General features: G+C 40.3%; 17 protein-coding genes. 3 read left to right on the plus strand and 14 right to left on the minus strand.

Annotation, left to right across the window (positions count from 1 at the left end; translation table 11 throughout):
- The 4 genes from folK to A3738_RS25080 all read right to left on the minus strand — a co-directional run.
- On the minus strand, positions 1-315 hold a 315-nt coding region (folK, locus tag A3738_RS25065), incomplete at its 3' end, for a 2-amino-4-hydroxy-6-hydroxymethyldihydropteridine diphosphokinase (protein WP_068763934.1).
- The gene (gene folB / locus A3738_RS25070) at positions 315-671 is read right to left on the minus strand and encodes a dihydroneopterin aldolase (RefSeq protein WP_068482504.1); all 357 of its coding nucleotides are present in this window, start codon (positions 669-671) and stop codon (positions 315-317) included. The genes folK and folB, both read right to left, overlap by 1 nt.
- Positions 672-679: 8 nt before the next feature.
- Positions 680-1,720: a tRNA (adenosine(37)-N6)-threonylcarbamoyltransferase complex transferase subunit TsaD gene (gene tsaD, locus A3738_RS25075; protein ID WP_068482500.1), complete on the minus strand. Its 1,041-nt coding sequence runs from the start codon at positions 1,718-1,720 to the stop codon at positions 680-682.
- Positions 1,721-1,754: 34 nt separating this feature from the next.
- The gene (locus A3738_RS25080) at positions 1,755-3,233 is read right to left on the minus strand and encodes a hypothetical protein (protein ID WP_068501303.1); all 1,479 of its coding nucleotides are present in this window, start codon (positions 3,231-3,233) and stop codon (positions 1,755-1,757) included.
- Positions 3,234-3,371: 138 nt separating this feature from the next.
- Between A3738_RS25080 and trxA the strand changes: the two genes are divergently transcribed.
- The 3 genes from trxA to A3738_RS30170 all read left to right on the plus strand — a co-directional run bounded on the left by trxA (position 3,372) and on the right by A3738_RS30170 (position 4,674).
- Positions 3,372-3,698 carry a thioredoxin TrxA gene (gene trxA, locus A3738_RS25085; protein ID WP_068474951.1) on the plus strand — a complete coding sequence of 109 codons (327 nt, stop codon included), beginning with the start codon at positions 3,372-3,374 and terminating at the stop codon, positions 3,696-3,698.
- A gap of 52 nt (positions 3,699-3,750) precedes the next feature.
- Positions 3,751-4,383, plus strand: coding sequence for a molybdenum cofactor guanylyltransferase (locus A3738_RS25090; RefSeq protein ID WP_068474948.1), 633 nt, complete (start codon positions 3,751-3,753; stop codon positions 4,381-4,383).
- A gap of 129 nt (positions 4,384-4,512) precedes the next feature.
- Positions 4,513-4,674 (plus strand): hypothetical protein, encoded by a 162-nt coding sequence (locus tag A3738_RS30170; RefSeq protein ID WP_156502538.1) that lies wholly within the window; start codon positions 4,513-4,515, stop codon positions 4,672-4,674.
- A 45-nt stretch (positions 4,675-4,719) separates the two neighbouring features.
- Here A3738_RS30170 and A3738_RS25100 read toward each other — a convergent pair whose 3' ends face one another.
- From A3738_RS25100 to dnaA, 10 genes are all read right to left on the minus strand, one after another.
- Entirely contained in the window at positions 4,720-5,499 is a 780-nt protein-coding gene (locus A3738_RS25100; RefSeq protein ID WP_068474940.1) for an amino acid ABC transporter ATP-binding protein, read from the minus strand.
- Between the two features lie 12 nt (positions 5,500-5,511).
- Positions 5,512-6,615 carry an amino acid ABC transporter permease gene (locus A3738_RS25105; protein WP_068474938.1) on the minus strand — a complete coding sequence of 368 codons (1,104 nt, stop codon included), beginning with the start codon at positions 6,613-6,615 and terminating at the stop codon, positions 5,512-5,514.
- Positions 6,616-6,626: 11 nt separating this feature from the next.
- Entirely contained in the window at positions 6,627-7,817 is a 1,191-nt protein-coding gene (locus A3738_RS25110) for an amino acid ABC transporter permease (protein ID WP_068474934.1), read from the minus strand.
- A 74-nt stretch (positions 7,818-7,891) separates the two neighbouring features.
- On the minus strand, positions 7,892-8,905 hold the full coding sequence (locus A3738_RS25115) for an amino acid ABC transporter substrate-binding protein (RefSeq protein WP_068474931.1): 1,014 nt from the start codon (positions 8,903-8,905) through the stop codon (positions 7,892-7,894).
- 287 nt (positions 8,906-9,192) lie between these two features.
- Positions 9,193-9,987 carry an alpha/beta fold hydrolase gene (locus tag A3738_RS25120; protein ID WP_068474928.1) on the minus strand — a complete coding sequence of 265 codons (795 nt, stop codon included), beginning with the start codon at positions 9,985-9,987 and terminating at the stop codon, positions 9,193-9,195.
- Positions 9,988-10,142: 155 nt separating this feature from the next.
- A complete protein-coding gene (gyrB, locus tag A3738_RS25125) occupies positions 10,143-12,563 on the minus strand; it encodes a DNA topoisomerase (ATP-hydrolyzing) subunit B (protein WP_068477554.1) in 2,421 nt (806 codons plus the stop codon).
- A gap of 28 nt (positions 12,564-12,591) precedes the next feature.
- The gene (locus A3738_RS25130) at positions 12,592-13,701 is read right to left on the minus strand and encodes a DNA replication/repair protein RecF (RefSeq protein ID WP_068477556.1); all 1,110 of its coding nucleotides are present in this window, start codon (positions 13,699-13,701) and stop codon (positions 12,592-12,594) included.
- Positions 13,702-13,751: 50 nt separating this feature from the next.
- A complete protein-coding gene (locus A3738_RS25135; RefSeq protein ID WP_068477558.1) occupies positions 13,752-15,032 on the minus strand; it encodes an AarF/ABC1/UbiB kinase family protein in 1,281 nt (426 codons plus the stop codon).
- A gap of 16 nt (positions 15,033-15,048) precedes the next feature.
- Entirely contained in the window at positions 15,049-16,152 is a 1,104-nt protein-coding gene (gene dnaN, locus A3738_RS25140; protein WP_068477560.1) for a DNA polymerase III subunit beta, read from the minus strand.
- Positions 16,153-16,167: 15 nt separating this feature from the next.
- Entirely contained in the window at positions 16,168-17,628 is a 1,461-nt protein-coding gene (dnaA, locus tag A3738_RS25145; protein ID WP_068477561.1) for a chromosomal replication initiator protein DnaA, read from the minus strand.
- Positions 17,629-17,872 lie beyond the last annotated feature (244 nt).

Below are 17,872 nucleotides of genomic sequence, written 5' to 3' on the forward strand. Positions count from 1 at the left end.
ATGTATACCAACTAACTCGTTATATGTGATGATATCAATGTCTAAGGTTCTAGACGAAAATTTAGGTCCTGCTCGAGATCTGCCATGCTGGTCTTCTATTTCTTTAAGAACATCATTTAATTCAGAGATAGTCAGAGTCGTTGTAATACCAACGACCAAGTTAAAAAAATTAGACCCCTTAAATCCAACCGGCTCACTTTCATAAACAGGAGATACGGTAAGCTCTCCAAATTTTCTCTCAAGACATCTCAAGCAAGAACGGATATTCTTTTCCCGTTCAATGTTGCTTCCTAAACTCAGATAAACCTGCGACATTATGGTCGTGTTCGCTCTAGAATAATACCAACGCGATGAGCACTTGCTACAGCTTCGGGTTTCGCCAATTTTAGTTTAATCTTAGAGACCTCAAAAGCTTCGAATATATCGCTAATAATGCGCTCCGCTAAATACTCGACAAGGTCATGGTGCTGCTCTGTTACAAGGGCCTCTATTCGTTGAGCAACCTCGGCATAACTGACTGTATCGACAATATCATTGCTCAGCGCTGCTCGTCGTAAATCAACATCGAGTACGCAATCTATTACCAAAGGCTGCTTTTTCTGCTTTTCCCAGTTGAAAATACCAACTGAAGCATCAAGCATTAAACCCTCTATAAAAATTTTATCTTGCATAGTTTTTACTAATTAACTGGCTCTAATTGATCCATAGGCCAACGAGGTTTAACAACAGCGGTTCCGTCACTTTTCTGACCCGCTAACAATCGCTGTGCACCCGCATAAGCGATCATTGCACCATTATCTGTGCAGTATTTTTGCCGAGCATAATAAACGGAAGCGCCGATTGTTACTTCCATTTTTTTAATCGTCTCTCTCAAATTAATATTGGCACTAACTCCCCCTGCAATCACAAGACGTTTGAAGCCTGTTTGCTCTAGTGCTCTTCGACATTTAATCATTAAGGTATCCACGACAGCATCTTCAAAAGCTAACGCAATCTTAGCTTTTTCTTTGTCGTCAAAAGAGTCTGCTTGTTTCGCCTTGTTAACTGTATTGAGGGTAAACGTTTTCAGACCACTAAAACTGAACTCTAAGCCTGGACGATCTGTCATTGGCCTAGGAAAACGATACGGCGTTCCGCCGAGCTCTTCTCGAGCGAAAGATGCTAACTTCGCGATTTGAGGACCGCCAGGGTAATCGAGGCCAAGCATTTTTGCAGCTTTATCAAATGCCTCACCAGCTGCATCATCAAGCGATTCACCTAAAATTTCGTATTCGCCAATACCCTTCACTGCAACTAACTGTGAATGTCCACCCGATACAAGTAAACCAACGAATGGAAATTCAGGAGGCGTATCCTCAAGCATCGGTGCTAGAAGGTGGCCTTCCATATGGTGCACGCCGATGCTGGGAATATCGAGTGCAAAAGCTAATGCTTCAGCTATCGTTGATCCAACTAACAATGCACCAATCAAACCAGGGCCCGCGGTATAGGCAATTGCATCAATATCGCTCTTGGTTTTACCCGCATCGTTTAACACTTGCTCAACCAGAGGAAGTGTTTTACGTATATGGTCTCTAGACGCTAATTCAGGGACTACACCGCCGTAATCAACATGAAGATCAATTTGGGAAAACAAAGCGTCAGCAAGCAAACCTTTGTCCGTGTCAAAAAGAGCGATTCCGGTTTCATCGCATGAGGTTTCAAGGCCAAGAACTAACATTATTGTGTATCAATCATAAAAACTCGTAAGGTTATCAAAAACTTAGTTCAAATCCGATTTTTCTTAAATAATTTCGTTCAATTTCTAAGTTTTCAACGGTAAGGGGATGCTTTTCTAGCCAGCCCTTTTTAAATGCTAAGTGGACAGATTTTGAGCTAACTTCTAAATGAAAAGGGATAGACCTTACTTTTCGATCCGATGCGAATAAAACAGCAATCCGAAATAAAAGCGTCAATTTAAGTATTGCCTCATCGACACGCTCAAAATCTTCTAAGGGAATTTTTCTTCTATGCGCTCTAACAAGTAAGGCTAACTCTTCTTGGCTTCGTTTCGAAAAACCAGCCAGATCAGAGTTCGCCACTAAATACGCGCCGTGACGATGATATTGGCTGTGAGCGATAGCCAGACCAATTTCGAATAACTTTGATGCCCAAGTTAGTAAACCCTCATATCGAGGGTGATCTATCTGCCAATCTGTCTTCGCTTTTCTAAAAAACGCCTTAGTAATGTCTGCGACATAGTCACCATGGGCGATGTCTGCTCCATAGCGTTGTTGTAAAGCGCTAATGCTTCTATCTCGAACATCTTCATGATCAAGTCTACCAAGCATGTCATAGAGTAAACCTTCGCGCAGAGCTCCTTGTGTATACTCCATTTTTTTTATTTTGAGTGCTTTGAACGCTCCCATTAAGATCGCTAAACCAGCTGGAAATATGCTTAAGCGTTCTTTCTTTATATTTAGCTCGTTAAGGTTATCAATATGGCCAAGTTCAATGATTTGATCTCGTAAAGTCTTCAATCGCTTATAGGATAGTCGCTCTATCTGAATGCCATCTTCTGCTTCTAACGCTTGAAAAATTGCTTTGATGGAGCCTGAAGCCCCAACACATTGCTCCCAACCCTTCTTCTTATATATTTTCTTAATCGGCATGATTTCGCGCTCTGCTTGAACAACAGCTTTATGGAAACCGATCTTTGTTATTTTTCCGTCTTTAAAAAAACGCTCCCTAAACGAGACACAACCCATGTGCAAACTTGCGCGTTCAAGTGGTTCAAATCGTTCACCAATTATGAACTCCGTCGATCCACCACCTATATCGATCACTAATCTACGGCCATCGTCATCAGCCAATGTATGTGAGACACCTAAATAAATTAAACGCGCTTCTTCTAAACCCGAAATAATTTCTATGCGCGCACCTAATTTTTGTTCCGCTTTAGCTATAAAGTTCCCACCATTTTTTGCGACTCTCAATGCATCAGTTCCAACGACTTGAATCATACTTTTGTCGATATTGTGTAATCGTTGAGAAAAACGGTCGATGCATGCAAGAGCGCGTTCAATGGTGTCCGCCTCAAATGCACCTTGGCTATTAATACCAGCAGCTAATTGAACTTTCTCACCCAAACGGTCGGTAAAGCGGACTTCCCCTTGCTTTACGCTAGCAACAGCCATATGAAAACTGTTTGATCCAAGATCAATCGCTGCGATCTCTCTATTGTCAATTGTCATTGTTGTATTACCAAAGCCGTAGGCATCCTTGAAATCCAAAATTAAAGCTATATATTGGAACTATCTTCACGCATTTTAGGTGAAGGCTGACTATTAGAATAGTGCAGCCCACAGTCATTTACGTTTTAAGGTTTAATAATGAGCAATAGTATTTTAAATGTTACAGATGCTTCTTTTGAGCAAGAAGTATTAAACTCTGATGTTCCTGTATTAGTTGATTACTGGGCCGAATGGTGTGGTCCTTGTAAAATGATCGCTCCGGTTCTTGAAGAGATTGCTGAAGACTACGCAGGTAAAGTTAAAATCTGTAAGTTGAATATCGACGAAAACGACCAAACACCACCGAAGTATAATATCCGTGGTATTCCAACACTTATGCTATTTAAGAATGGCAACGTTGATGCAACTAAAGTTGGTGCACTTTCTAAGTCACAACTAACAGCTTTTGTTGATAGCAATCTGTAGTAAATTATTGAATATAAAGCAGCTCAATGAGCTGCTTTTTTTTTCTTAAATTATGCCTAACCTCCAAGATATTCGTCAAAAGCTTGCGTCTTTAGGGACATCCTGTGATGCAGGTGTACTGTCAGGCGGTCAATCACTCCGTATGGGTAGTGAAGACAAAGGCCTAGTGAATTTTCTTGGTAAACCTCTAGCAAGCTACCCAAGTAGACTTCTCTCTCCTTTAGCTCAAGATCATCAGACGATCATTAGCTGTAATCGTAATTTTGATCAATATAAACAGATTTCTCAAAGAATCTGTCGTGATCGATATTCTGAATTCTTTGGTCCCCTCGCAGGTATTGAAGCGCTTCTATCTAACTCAAGTTCAGATGTGTTATTTATCTCACCTTGCGACACGCCTCTTGTTACATCTGAATGCTTTACCGTTATTGCTAACCACATTATCACGCAGCTTGAATCAGGGACTGATTTAAAACCCGTCGCTTTAATACAGAACAATCAAAAGCACCCATTACATTGCTGTCTACCTAATCGCTCTCTTGGTTCGGTAATGCGTGCGATTAGTTCACGGCACTTTAAGTTAATTAAGTGGCTTGAAGATGAAGGGGTTATTTGGGCAACCGGCCCTTCTGCTTGTTTTGACAATGCAAACTCTCTCGAGGACCTAGCCCTTTTAGAAAGGTAGATTATCTCAAGTATAAACTAACCAAATGGTTAAATGTTGATCTTTATGGTTAATTTGTATACTATCTTTTTCGAAATTCAAACAAGCGTTTTAAAAGGGCGTTTAAATTTAATTAGGGATATTTTAAACATGTTTATTGATGTACATGTCGCATTTCTTTTAGCTGCATTATCTGTTCTTTTTGGTATTACTTATACGCTAGGCACGTTTCTAGATCATCAAACTAAGAAACTTCTTGAACGAAAAAGAAGTGAGGAATCAGCAGCTACGAACGCAGCGATTAAAGCATAGAACATTAAAAAGGCGGGTAACTGATCAAGTCCCCGCCTTTTTAGTTTAATGATCAAGTATTTGACTGAGGAACAGCTGCAAGCGATCAGTTTCAGGGTGATCAAAGAATACATCGGGCGTATTCTGTTCAACGATTTCTCCCGCGTCCATAAATATGACTCGGTCAGCAACCTTTTTGGCGAAGCCCATTTCATGGGTAACACAAAGCATCGTCATCCCTTCATCAGCTAGCTCGACCATCACGTCGAGAACCTCTTTAATCATTTCTGGATCAAGCGCAGATGTTGGCTCATCAAACAACATAATCTGTGGGTTCATACATAGAGACCTAGCAATCGCTACACGCTGTTGTTGTCCACCAGATAACTGTCCAGGGAATTTATTCGCCTGATCCGGTATTTTAACGCGCTCTAGGTATTTCATTCCCGTTGCTTCTGCTTCTTCTTTCGGCTTTTTCTGAACCCAAATTGGCCCTAAGGTGAGATTTTCTAGAATCGTTAAATGCGGAAACAGGTTAAAGTGCTGGAATACCATCCCTACTTCGCGACGAATAGTTTCGATATTCTTAACATCTTCAATCATCTCAATTCCATTAACCACTAAAGAACCGCGTTGGAATTCTTCTAAGCGATTGATACAACGAATCATCGTTGATTTACCGGAACCAGAAGGACCACAAATTACTATCTTCTCGCCCTTCTTTACATCTAAATTGATGTTTTTCAGTACATGAAAATTTCCGTACCACTTGTTTAAATCTTTAATTTGTATTACCGGTTCATCAGAAGAAGCGGTCTGAACTGTTTCTTGTGTATTATCACTCATGTGTAATAACCTCTAATTCCTATGACTCGTATCTAGTTTCTTCTCGATATTTGCACTGATCATCGACATACCAAAACAACACACCCAAAATACAACAGCTACAAATATATACCCTTCAGGAGCATGCCCTCCTAACCAATTTGAGTTTGTAAGTGCGGTTTGTGTTGTACTCAACAATTCAAAAATACCAATGATCAATAAGAAAGTTGTATTCTTGAATAGCATGATGAACGTTGCCAAGATGTTTGGCATTGAAACCTTAATTACTTGTGGAAAGATTATCAGCAGTGTTTTTTGCCAGTAACTTAGACCTAGTGAATCTGCGGCTTCATATTGTCCTTGTGGAATTGCCTGGAACCCACCTCTAAATACTTCAGCCATATATCCTGACATAAATAGAATTAGAACAATCCACACACGCAATAACTTGTCTACGTTCGTTCCCTCAGGAAAAAACAATGGAAGCATTACTGATCCCATAAAGAACAATGCGAGAACCGGAACACCACGGAAAAATTCGATCAATACAACACACACACTTCGTATAAAAGGCATGTCTGATCGACGTCCTAGAGCCCATAGGAAACTCAAAGGAAAGGCAATAATGATGCTTGCAGCAGCTAGAAAAATATTAAGAGAAAAACCACCCCAATAATCTGTGCTTACAAATTCTAATCCAAAGAGCCGACCATCTAATAAGGCCGCACAAATAAACGGATAAGCCAAAAATAATGGTACACCCACAGTATTACGCAGATGTTTAGGCAATGCGTATGGCGCAGCAATAACCAAGATCAATGCTACTAAACCTGTATTTACTCGCCACAGTTCTTCTATAGGATAACTTCCATATAAGAATTGCTGCATCCAAGCAGAAACGAATACCCAACAAGCCCCATTATCATTTGTACAATCAGCCTGTGTGTTGCCGGACCAATTTGCTTGAATGAATAACCAATCAATTAAGCCAGGTAAAACGCTCGCCAATAAGCCTAGAATAACGATCGTAGCGATGGAATTTGGAACATTAGAAAACAAGTTAGCTCTAATCCAAGCAGCTACGCCCATAGTCTCCTCTGGAGCTGGCTGAGCTTCTTGCGGTTTAAAAACTCTCATATCACCCTCTCCTATTTACGTTCGACTAACGCAACGCTAGCGTTAAACCGATTCATTAAGAATGAGATAGTCATATTAATAACGAAATAAACGGCCATCGTCATAAATACAATCTCTATAGCTTGTCCTGTCTGATTAAGCGATGTGCCTACGAAGACTGTAAACAAATCAGGGTAACCAATGGCTGTTGCCAACGTAGAGTTTTTCACCAAACTTTGATATTCAGAATTCAACAGAGGAACAATTACTCGCATCGCTTGAGGAACAATGATCAATGACATAATTCTGTTTTCACGCAGACCAATACTGCGCGCTGCTTCAGTTTGCCCATGTGGAACAGATTGAACTCCCGCTCTTACCGCTTCTGCGATAAAAGCTCCCGTATAAACAGACAGAGCGATAGTCAGTGCCATTAACTCAGGTATAACAGTAATTCCTCCACGGAAATTAAAACCTTTGAGCTCAGGAAAATCCCATGTGAAAGGAACGCCCATTATGAAAAGGGTGATAAGTGGCAGCCCCAAAAGGATCCCAAGACTTGTTAACGCAACGGGGAACTGCTCTCCTGTATCGTCTTGACGTTTTTTAGCCCATTTCTTGAGAAAAACTATTGCTGCGATAGCTACAACAATCGAACCATAAACAATGGATGAGCCAGCGCCACCAACTAAATCAGGTAAATATAATCCACGTACATTGAGGAAGATGACTTCGCCTAAACTTAAGCTCTCGCGCGCGCTTGGCAACGATGCTAAAACAGCGAAATACCAGAAGAATACTTGTAACAATAATGGGATATTTCTGAAGGTTTCTACATAAACAACAGATAAGCGTTTAATAAGCCAGTTGTTGGAAAAATATGCAACACCTATAAGAAAGCCTAAAACGGTCGCAAAGAAAATCCCAACGATCGAGACTAAAATTGTATTTAACAACCCAACAACAAATGTCATTCCATATGTTGACGTTGCCGAATACGGCACCAGGGTCATGAGTATATCGAAACCAGAGGCGGTAAATAGAAAATCAAAACCGCTCTTTATGCCTCGCGCCTCCATATTGTTCAGCGCATTTGAAACTATAGAATAGAAAAAATAACCCAGTCCAAACAATAGTAAAGCCTGATATAAGATGGCCCTAACTCTTGGGTTATTGAGCATTGAGCCTGAGCTCGATGCTTTTGCACGAATTTCTTCGGACATATAGTGCCTCTAGTCTTGGGGTGTAATTTAGAACGGCAAAAGGGGCATAAAGCCCCTTTATTTACCTATTCGAATTAACGAATCGGTGGTGAGTACAGGAAGCCACCTTTATTCCATTGCTCGTTAATGCCACGTGCAATTTTAAGAGGAGAACCCATACCTACATTACGCTCGAATGACTCGCCGTAATTACCTACTTGTGAAACGATGTTGTAAGCCCAATCAGCACTTAAACCAAGCTTCTCGCCAGCATCACCTTCAGTCCCAAGAAGACGCTTCTGAGCAGGCTTACCGTTGTCTTTCATATCAGCTGCGTTCGCAGAATCGACACCCAAGAACTCAGCTTCGATCATTGCTACCAAAGACCACTTAGCGATGTTGAACCACTCGTCATCACCCTGACGAACAACTGGACCTAGAGGTTCCTTAGAGATAACTTCTGGAAGAACCATTGCTGAATCTGGATCCTTCAAACCAATACGAATTGCGTATAACTGCGATTGGTCAGAAGTAAGAACATCACAACGACCACTTTCAAAACCAGCACGTGTTTGATCTGAAGTATCAAATGTTACAGCAGTATATTTCATACCGTTTGCACGGAAATAATCTGCTAAGTTCAACTCAGTTGTTGTACCAGCTTGAATACAAGCCGCAGCACCATCTAACTCAAGAGCACTTTTAACACCAAGCTTTTTCGACACCATGAAACCTTGACCGTCGTAGTAGTTAACGCCTGCAAAGTTTAATCCCAGAGAGGTGTCACGAGTGTGTGTCCATGTAGTGTTACGAGATAAGATATCAATCTCACCAGACTGAAGCGCTGTAAAACGCTCTTTAGCAGTTAAAGGCTTGTATTGAACCTTAGATGCATCGCCTAAAACAGCTGCTGCAACAGCTTTACAGACGTCGACATCTAGACCACTCCATTCACCCTTTTCGTCTTTCTGAGAAAATCCAGCAAGACCAGTACTCACACCACAAGAAAGCATTCCGCGTTTTTTAACGTCTTCAAGCGTTCCTGCATTTGCACCAAAAGATAAGCCTACTGCAAGACCTGCAGCGACCAATGAAGAGAATTTCAACATTCGTGTTCTCCTAAGTTTTGTTTTCTTCCAAAAAGGATTTCGCAGCGCACCTAAGCAACAACAGAAAGCTGACACATGCACTGATGTGAGCTCTATATACAAAATTGATGCCACCACGATTCGCATTATTATTGTTCGCCCGAAAGTTCGGACATTTCAGCGTCATCATTAGCGACGCAATCAGTGTCATCTATTTCAAATAGATTTACAACAGGCTTAAATGCTTAAAAACACCGCATTTATTAAGTCTAGCTCATAATGAAATATTGTATTCTTTCCGTTGATAACTATTGTGAAATGAAATGCTTGTGTAAGAAACGCTCACATAGTGCATTAAAGACTTGGGGTTTCTCGGCGTGTAACCAATGAGATGTATCAGGAATGACCTTTAATTGGGCATGAGGAAATAATTTCGTTGTAATATCGCGATATTCTGGCGCAATATAATCTGACAATGCACCGGCTATGAACAATGTTGGACCGTTAAATTCTTCGCCAACCGGCGCAGCAAGAACATTATAATAATTGCTTTGAATTGCGTTTAAGTTGAAACGCCAACCAAGCTTTTTTGATTCTTCCCCTACAGCCTTTAAATTCTTAATAAGAAACTGTCTGACTCCAACATCTTCCACAAACTTATTAAGTGCTGTATCTGCCTCTCGTCTATTTGCTGGAGGATAGTTAGCTAAATACTCTAAACCCTTCAAGATTTGAACATGACCGGGCTTATATTCTACCGGCGCAATATCAGCAACGATTAAAGCTTCAACTGTATCTGGGTAAGATAAAGCATATTGCATTGCTGTTTTCCCTCCCATTGAATGGCCAATAAGAGCGACGCTGTTGATATTTTGATGTGTTAGGTACTCATCAACATCATTTGCCATCAATAAATAATTCATATCAGTGACATGAAATGAATTGCCATGATTTCTCAAATCCAATAAATGGACGGTGTACCCTTCCGCTAAGTGTTTTCCTAGTCTCAATAAATTATCAGAAGCAGCAAATAACCCATGAAGGATGACGACATGTTTGTTAACTTCTTCTGGTCCTTCAAGAACACGCGCGTTCAATAGCATATTTCATCCACGTATTATTTGTCGTTAGTCTGCTATCAGTCTGAATTTTAACTATAAGTAAATATCTACTAACGCTGAGTAACAAAGATCAGATAACAAAAAGCCGTACTTTTATTCAAAGTACGGCTTTAACAGAACATTCGATAATCTTCTAGCTATACATCTAGGTTGGTGACTTCTAGAGCATTAGATTGAATGAAGTCACGACGAGGTTCCACTTCATCACCCATTAGCGTTGTGAATATCATATCAGCTGCAACGGCGTCTTCGATATTTACCTTCATCATTCTGCGAGTGTCTGGATCCATTGTAGTTTCCCATAATTGATCTGGGTTCATTTCACCCAAACCTTTATAGCGTTGGATCGATAATCCTCTCTGTGCATCTTTCATAAGTAAATCAATGAGAGAACCGAAGTCTTTCACCGGAATATTCTTTTCACCCTTCACCACAAATGCATTGTCTTCTAATAAACCAAGTAAGGCTTCAGCAGTTTTCACAATAGCTAAGTAAGAACCTGATTCAAAGAAGTCTGATTTGAATATATATGGTGTCGAAATTCCATGAACATAAGCTTCGATCTTAGGTAAGAACAATCCTGTTTCTTGATCAGCAAAAACTGATGTCACGTAGTTTGTACCGGTAGATGTGTCTAGACCCAAATTCTCAGCCAATGCATCAGTCCAAGTTTTTACTTCATTCTCATCTTTTAAGTTTTCAGAAGTAAGGCCTTTGACTTTCAATAATGCTTGAAGGACTTTCTCAGGGTACGTACGAGACAATCTTGAAATCGCATCTGAGGCAATACGATAATCATTTACTAAGGCTTCTAATGCCTCGCCAGTTAAAGCAGGAGCATCTTCATTTACGAATAACTGTGCACCATCTAGCGCTGTTTGCGTCAGATAAGCTTCTAAAGATTTCTCATCTTTTAAATACTGTTCTTGCTTGCCTTTCTTCACTTTATAAAGAGGTGGCATGGCGATAAAGACATGGCCTCGCTCAATGATTTCACGCATCTGCCTGAAGAAGAAGGTAAGCAATAAAGTACGGATGTGTGAGCCGTCAACGTCAGCATCGGTCATAATAATGATGCTATGGTAACGAAGTTTTTCAATATCGTATTCTTCACGACCGATACCACACCCCAGCGCAGTAATTAATGTGCCAACTTCAGCAGAAGACAACATTTTATCGAAACGCGCTTTTTCGACATTTAAAATCTTACCTTTCAGCGGCAAGATCGCTTGGGTTTTTCTATCACGCCCTTGCTTAGCTGAGCCACCTGCTGAGTCACCCTCCACGATGTATAGTTCAGATAAAGCCGGATCTTTCTCTTGGCAATCTGCCAACTTACCTGGTAAGCCAGCGATATCTAAAGCACCTTTACGTCTTGTCATTTCTCGTGCTTTTCGGGCTGCTTCTCGTGCTCTTGCCGCTTCAATCATTTTGCCAACAACAGCTTTAGCTTCTTGTGGAGCTTCCATTAGATATTCACCAAATGAAGCATTCATCTCTTGTTCAACTGCTGATTTAACTTCTGACGAGACCAATTTATCTTTAGTCTGAGAAGAGAACTTAGGATCTGGAACTTTGACAGAGATTACCGCTGTTAGCCCTTCTCTAGCATCATCTCCAGACGTTGCTACTTTAGCGTTCTTACCCAACCCTTCCCGATCAATGTATTGATTGAGAGAGCGTGTTAGAGAGGCTCTAAAACCTGCTAAATGCGTTCCGCCATCTCGTTGAGGAATGTTATTGGTAAAGCAGTATATATTCTCTTGGAAGCCATCATTCCATTGTAAGGCGACTTCAACGCCAACGCCGTCCTCACGCTGAGTAGTAAAGTAAAATACTTTATTGATGGTAGTTTTGTTTGTATTCAAATACTCAACAAAAGCTTTTAAACCACCTTCATACTCAAATACTTCTTCTTTGTCTGTACGATTATCTCGTAGGACAATTCGAACACCAGAGTTCAAAAAGGCAAGTTCACGAATACGTTTTGCCAATAAATCATAATGAAACTTGATGTTTGAAAAAGTCTCAGGAGATGGCTTGAAATGAATTTCTGTACCAGTCGTTTCAGTTTTTCCAATTACAGCCAAACGTTCTTGAGGGACACCATCGTGATAAACCTGCTCATGCACTTCACCATTACGACGGATCGTAAGTTTTAAGTTACTCGATAAAGCATTTACAACCGAAACACCTACACCGTGTAAACCACCAGATACCTTGTAAGTGTTATCATCAAACTTACCACCTGCGTGAAGTACAGTCATGATTACTTCGGCAGCAGATACACCCTCTTCTTCATGTATATCAGTTGGAATTCCTCGACCATCATCAGAGACTGATACAGATTCATCTTCGTGAATCGTAACTCTGATTTCTGAACAATATCCAGCCAAGGCTTCATCGATAGAATTATCAACAACCTCAAAAACCATATGGTGCAAACCGGTTCCATCATCGGTGTCGCCGATATACATCCCGGGGCGTTTTCTTACCGCATCTAAGCCTTTTAGAACTTTAATGCTAGACGAGTCATAAGAGTTTTGAGTATCGCTCATTAGCTTTCCTGAATTACGTCAGATTAGTTTATTTATAATCACTTATCTTACCATGTTCCACGTGAAACATTCGTGTTTTATCCAGTAAATTACAGCGTTCTAACACTCTGCTATAAAGCATTGTATCGAGCGTTGTTGCTATGACAGACGTTCCGCTTTCATAGAGCAGACATAATAATCGCTCTAAATTGGGTTCATCTAACTCAGCAGCAAGATCATCCAGCAAAAGAAGACTGGTACTATTATTTTGTTCTCGAACAATTCGTAAGTTCGCCAAGTGAATTGCTAAGACAACGAGCTTTTGCTGTCCACGCGACAAACCCTCCTGAATTGGCAAGCCTGAATAAGTTATTTTTAGATCAGCACGATGCGGCCCAAATTGAGTTGCTCTTTTCTTAATATCAGACTCTATGCTTTCGGCCAAAACATTTGATAAATCCTGATTTGAGTCCCAACCAGATTTAAGCGTTATAGTTATGTGTTCAACAATTTCAGGACTTAGTAACTCACCGATTGCTGATTCAAAATAGTTTTGATAACCCTTAAAAATTTCAAACCTTAAGTTATTAATTTGTGAACCGTAGTATGAGAGTTGTCGGTCCCACGGTGCTAACTGCGAAGGATTCATAACACCTTTTCGTAAAAGAGCGTTACGTTGCTTCAAACAACTTTGGTAGACTTTTAAAAGGTCATTGAATGAATGTTCCACGTGGAACATCATCCAATCGTATAAACGTCTTCTAGAAGAAGCTCCACCATCGAACACATTAAAGCTACGCGGTTCAACAATCTGGGTAGGGTAAATGGATGCAAGCTCGGAGATTGACTGAACAAAATCACCATCGACTTTGGCAACATACTTATCGTTTAAAGATTTCCTTAAAGCTACTTGATGAGATCTATTAGAAAACTCAAGTTCAGCACGGACAATGAAGCTGTCCTTATTACTGTTATTAGAGATTATGTTTTTTGTCTTACCAGAGCGAAAAGACTTACCGTTCAGAGCAGTGTAGATACTTTCAAGGAAACTAGTTTTACCCGAGCCGTTATTTCCAAAAACAATCGTGAATGGAGACGAAAACTGGAGTGTTTGATCTTTTAAATTTCGAAAACCAGCTACCTGAAATCTATTAATCATGTTCTAACAAAATCAAATAACTGGTGTATTGAAGAGTACTACAAAAGATTCTAATGCAGCATGCTTAGCCGAGCATCGACAAACATATCTAATTCAGGAGCTAAAATATGAACATAACGATCAAAATAAAGGAACTGTTTTAGCAGCAGGGCAAACTCTCTAGGAAAATGTAATCCATGCTCTTCCCCTACCCTAACCATTTCCATCAAAATGTTATTAATATCGTCGTCATCACTACCAGATGAATCCCCGAGCAACGCATAATCTGGAACCATTACATCCATCTTATTGAATAAACCACGAAGATCTGCGGCTAAATCCTGTGACTGAACATCTGTGTCAGTAATACCGATACGGATCATCGCATCAGCCATACCTTCAAAATTCCCGATCATAATAGATGAAATAAAATCCGAGACAGCTTCCCACGTGCCAGGATTTATCCGACCAACGATCCCGAAATCAATAAATCCAATGCGACCGTCGTCTAACACCATCAAGTTACCGGCATGTACATCAGCGTGGAAAAATTCACACTGAGTCAAACTAGCAAACCAAGTATTCATAGCTGTAATTAGCGTTTTTTCAGGGTCATCACAATATTTACGAATACTCTCTAAATCCGTTAAAGAGGAGCCGTAAAATCTTTCCATTGTTAGAATACGTCTTGAACATGCCTGTTTATAAACTTTAGGCACAACTACATCGTGATTATCGCTTTCTAATAAAAATGCACGAAAAGTATCTAGATTTTTCGCTTCTTTAATGAAATCACATTCTTCCATCATGGTCTTTTGAATCTCTTCAACAACACCAGAGATAGATGTCCATGACAACTTCGGTGCGACTTTTTCTAATAACCGAGCACAGACGTAAAGAAAATTAAGGTCCGTCAACAGGACGTTTTCAACACCTGGTTTTTGCACCTTAATAACCACATCTTCACCAGTAACAAGCTTTGCCGCATGTACTTGCGCGATTGATGCCGAAGCTAATGGTTTCTCTTCGATATAGCTATAAACTTTTTCTGGGCTACACCCAAGTTCTTGAGTAATGATTTTTCTAACAACCGAAAATTCAAATGGTGGGGTTTGATCTAAACAATATTGAAATTCATCCACATACTCTTTTGGAAAAAATGTGGGGGAGCTAGCAATAAACTGCCCTAACTTGATATAGGTTGAGCCCAACTGCTCAAAAACCTGTCTCAACAAAACAGGGTTAGGCGGACGCTTACCAAGAACCCATTTGGACCCCGTTAATCCAAGCACTTTTGCTGTCTGTGTAAGTCGAAATGCACCCTTTACAGAATCTACCAACAACCCTTTCATCCCTATCCCTCGTTATTTAAAGTCGCATAGGCATAACAACATAAAGGCAACCATCCTCGTCGCCAGACTCAAGTAACGCGGACGAACTAGCATTAGAGAGAGTCATTTTTACGCTGTCTGACTTTATTGTATTAAGAACATCAATCAAATAGCCAACATTGAACGCTATTTGCAATTCAGGTCCATCATACATGACATCAATCGAATCCTCTGCCTGCTCGTGCTCAGGGTTATTTGCATACACTTGAACTTGACCGGGAGTTAGATGCAGCTGAATACCTCTAATGTTCTCATGTGAGAGAATACTTGCGCGCGTAAACATTGCCTTCAATGATTCACGATCGGCGATCATAATTTTGTCGCCGCCCTGCGGTATCACTCGATCGTATTCAGGAAACTTACCGTCTATCAATTTCGACGTAAATTTATAGTTCCCGATTTGAGATTGAATATGATTGTCACCGATAAAGACAGCAACCTCATTATCAGAGTCAGAAAGTAGACGACTAAATTCCTGAACACCTTTTCTTGGAACGATAACCTGTAACTTATCTTGTAATACTTGAACAGTATCAACGCTGGCCAAGGCTAGACGATGCCCATCTGTCGAAACCGTTTTAACATACTGATTTCCAATTTCGAGCAACATTCCATTTAGATAATATCGAACGTCTTGCTGCGCCATCGCAAATGAAGTGGCATCGAGCATGGCTTTGAAATCACCTTCACTAAATCGAACTTCAATATCCTGAGGATTATCTTCCGTATTAGGGAATTGATCCGCTGGTAATGTCGCTAATTTAAAATGACTTTTACCTGCTCTTAGGTGAGCTTTATCCGCTTCTAAACTCAACTCAACCGTTGCTTCTGAAGGTAAAGAGCGACAAATATCAGCTAACTTACGTGCAGGTATAGTAGTACGTCCTTCAGCGGAAATTTCGGCGCCTTGTAGCTGACAAACAAGCTCGACTTCCATATTTGTGCCTGTCAAAGAAACCTGACCTTGCTCTGCAACAACAAGAATATTTGAAAGCACTGGCATTGTTTGCTTTCGCTCAACCACGCCTGAAATAATTTGAAGCGGGCTTAATATGTCATCTCTGCTAATCGAAAATTTCATTCTTTCTGGCCTTGCTTACATCGTTAATTTTTTCATGAAGTTTGAATAATCTTCTCTAATACTTGCATCTGTCTTGTTGAGTTCAGTTATTTTTCTGCAAGCATGTAAGACTGTTGTATGGTCACGCCCACCAAAGGCATCCCCTATTTCGGGTAAACTATGTTCCGTTAACTCCTTAGCTAAGGCCATAGCGACTTGTCTCGGCCGCGCAATAGACCTTGTTCTTCTGGGAGAAAGAAGATCGGCTACTTTTATTTTGTAGTACTCAGCAACCGTTCTTTGGATATTATCGATACTTACCTGCCGATCATGAACAGATAATAGGTCTTTCAAACATTCCTGTGCGAAAGTCGGCGTGATGTCTTGACGTGTAAAACTTGCGTTCGCCGCTACCAATCTAAGAGCGCCCTCTAACTCTCTTACATTCGATCGAACACGTCGAGCAATAAAGAAAGCAGCATCTTCACGTAACACAACACGTTCTTGTTCTGCCTTACGCATTAATATCGCTACTCGCGTTTCTAATTCAGGAGATTCTAATTTCGTCGACAAACCCCAACCAAATCGAGAAGTTAGACGCTCTTCCATATTCTCAATTTCTTTAGGATAACGATCACTCGTCAATATGACTTGTTTATCCCCATCAAGTAAGGCATTAAACGTATGAAAAAACTCTTCCTGTGAACGCTCTTTTTTTGCAAAGAATTGAATATCATCGATCAACAATACATCAAGAGATCGATAGTACTTCTTAAATCTCGCAATATCGTTAGCTTGAAGTGCTTTGATCATATCACCAACAAAACGCTCAGAATGCAGATATACAATTTTCGCATTGGGATTGCGTGCTTTTATCTCATTTCCGACGGCGTGCATGAGATGTGTTTTACCCAACCCAACATCACCATAAAGAAACAGTGGGTTATATGCTGAACCAGGCTCATCAGCTACTCGCATTGCTGCAGCGCGAGCCATATGGTTAGCTTTACCTTCTACAAAGGTTTCAAACGTAAATTTAGGGTTCAGATTACTCTTATGTGAAATATCGTCAGCACCGCTAAACTCGTTAGGCTTCTTAGTGGCTAAGGCCAGACTTTCCTGCTTTGGCGCAGAACTTGATGCGCTAGCTCCACTGTTTTGTTCGCGATCAGCATCCGATGATGAATTTCTAGCTTCAAATGGTGCAGTAACTTTGCTTGCTTCAACAAGTGGCTTTGCAGGACCTTTATTCTTAGTGGCTTGCCCAATTGACAATCTGATATCGTAATTCGTTCCTGACAACTCTTGGATAAGATCCTTAATACGCTTGACGTATTTATTCTTTACAAAATCCAAAACAAATCGGTTTGGTGCAAACAATGAAATTACATCGCCTTGCATATCAAACTGGAGAGGCTTTAACCACATACCAAATTGATCAGCAGATTCTTCTTCCTCTAAACGAGCAAGACAATTTTCCCAAATTGACTCAGCCATCAATTTCCCAAGCACACAAATTATTGATTAAAGATTTATCTCAGAAGATAAAAGTTGTCACACTGAGCTCTGTATTGAATAACACAGACACTAGACTGGCTGAAATGACATGAATGTACTTTGCAGCGCTACGAACGAGAGTAAGTTTACCTATTGTTTAGCTTTATATCTATAGCAAAAAACAAAGCTATACACAGCCTGTTAATAGTTTTTATTATAAAATTCAACAAATTAACAACTTACT

The organism is Oleiphilus sp. HI0066 (assembly GCF_001635725.1).

Coding starts and splice junctions, on each gene's coding strand:
- A3738_RS25090 (WP_068474948.1), top strand. CDS start 3,751: ATGCCTAACCTCCAAGATATTCGTCAAAAGCTTGCGTCTTTAGGGACA.
- A3738_RS25135 (WP_068477558.1), bottom strand. CDS start 15,032: ATGAAAGGGTTGTTGGTAGATTCTGTAAAGGGTGCATTTCGACTTACA.
- gyrB (WP_068477554.1), bottom strand. CDS start 12,563: ATGAGCGATACTCAAAACTCTTATGACTCGTCTAGCATTAAAGTTCTA.
- trxA (WP_068474951.1), top strand. CDS start 3,372: ATGAGCAATAGTATTTTAAATGTTACAGATGCTTCTTTTGAGCAAGAA.
- tsaD (WP_068482500.1), bottom strand. CDS start 1,720: ATGTTAGTTCTTGGCCTTGAAACCTCATGCGATGAAACCGGAATCGCT.
- A3738_RS30170 (WP_156502538.1), top strand. CDS start 4,513: ATGTTTATTGATGTACATGTCGCATTTCTTTTAGCTGCATTATCTGTT.
- dnaA (WP_068477561.1), bottom strand. CDS start 17,628: ATGGCTGAGTCAATTTGGGAAAATTGTCTTGCTCGTTTAGAGGAAGAA.
- A3738_RS25130 (WP_068477556.1), bottom strand. CDS start 13,701: ATGATTAATAGATTTCAGGTAGCTGGTTTTCGAAATTTAAAAGATCAA.
- A3738_RS25100 (WP_068474940.1), bottom strand. CDS start 5,499: ATGAGTGATAATACACAAGAAACAGTTCAGACCGCTTCTTCTGATGAA.
- A3738_RS25115 (WP_068474931.1), bottom strand. CDS start 8,905: ATGTTGAAATTCTCTTCATTGGTCGCTGCAGGTCTTGCAGTAGGCTTA.
- A3738_RS25120 (WP_068474928.1), bottom strand. CDS start 9,987: ATGCTATTGAACGCGCGTGTTCTTGAAGGACCAGAAGAAGTTAACAAA.
- A3738_RS25105 (WP_068474938.1), bottom strand. CDS start 6,615: ATGAGAGTTTTTAAACCGCAAGAAGCTCAGCCAGCTCCAGAGGAGACT.
- A3738_RS25110 (WP_068474934.1), bottom strand. CDS start 7,817: ATGTCCGAAGAAATTCGTGCAAAAGCATCGAGCTCAGGCTCAATGCTC.
- A3738_RS25080 (WP_068501303.1), bottom strand. CDS start 3,233: ATGACAATTGACAATAGAGAGATCGCAGCGATTGATCTTGGATCAAAC.
- dnaN (WP_068477560.1), bottom strand. CDS start 16,152: ATGAAATTTTCGATTAGCAGAGATGACATATTAAGCCCGCTTCAAATT.
- folB (WP_068482504.1), bottom strand. CDS start 671: ATGCAAGATAAAATTTTTATAGAGGGTTTAATGCTTGATGCTTCAGTT.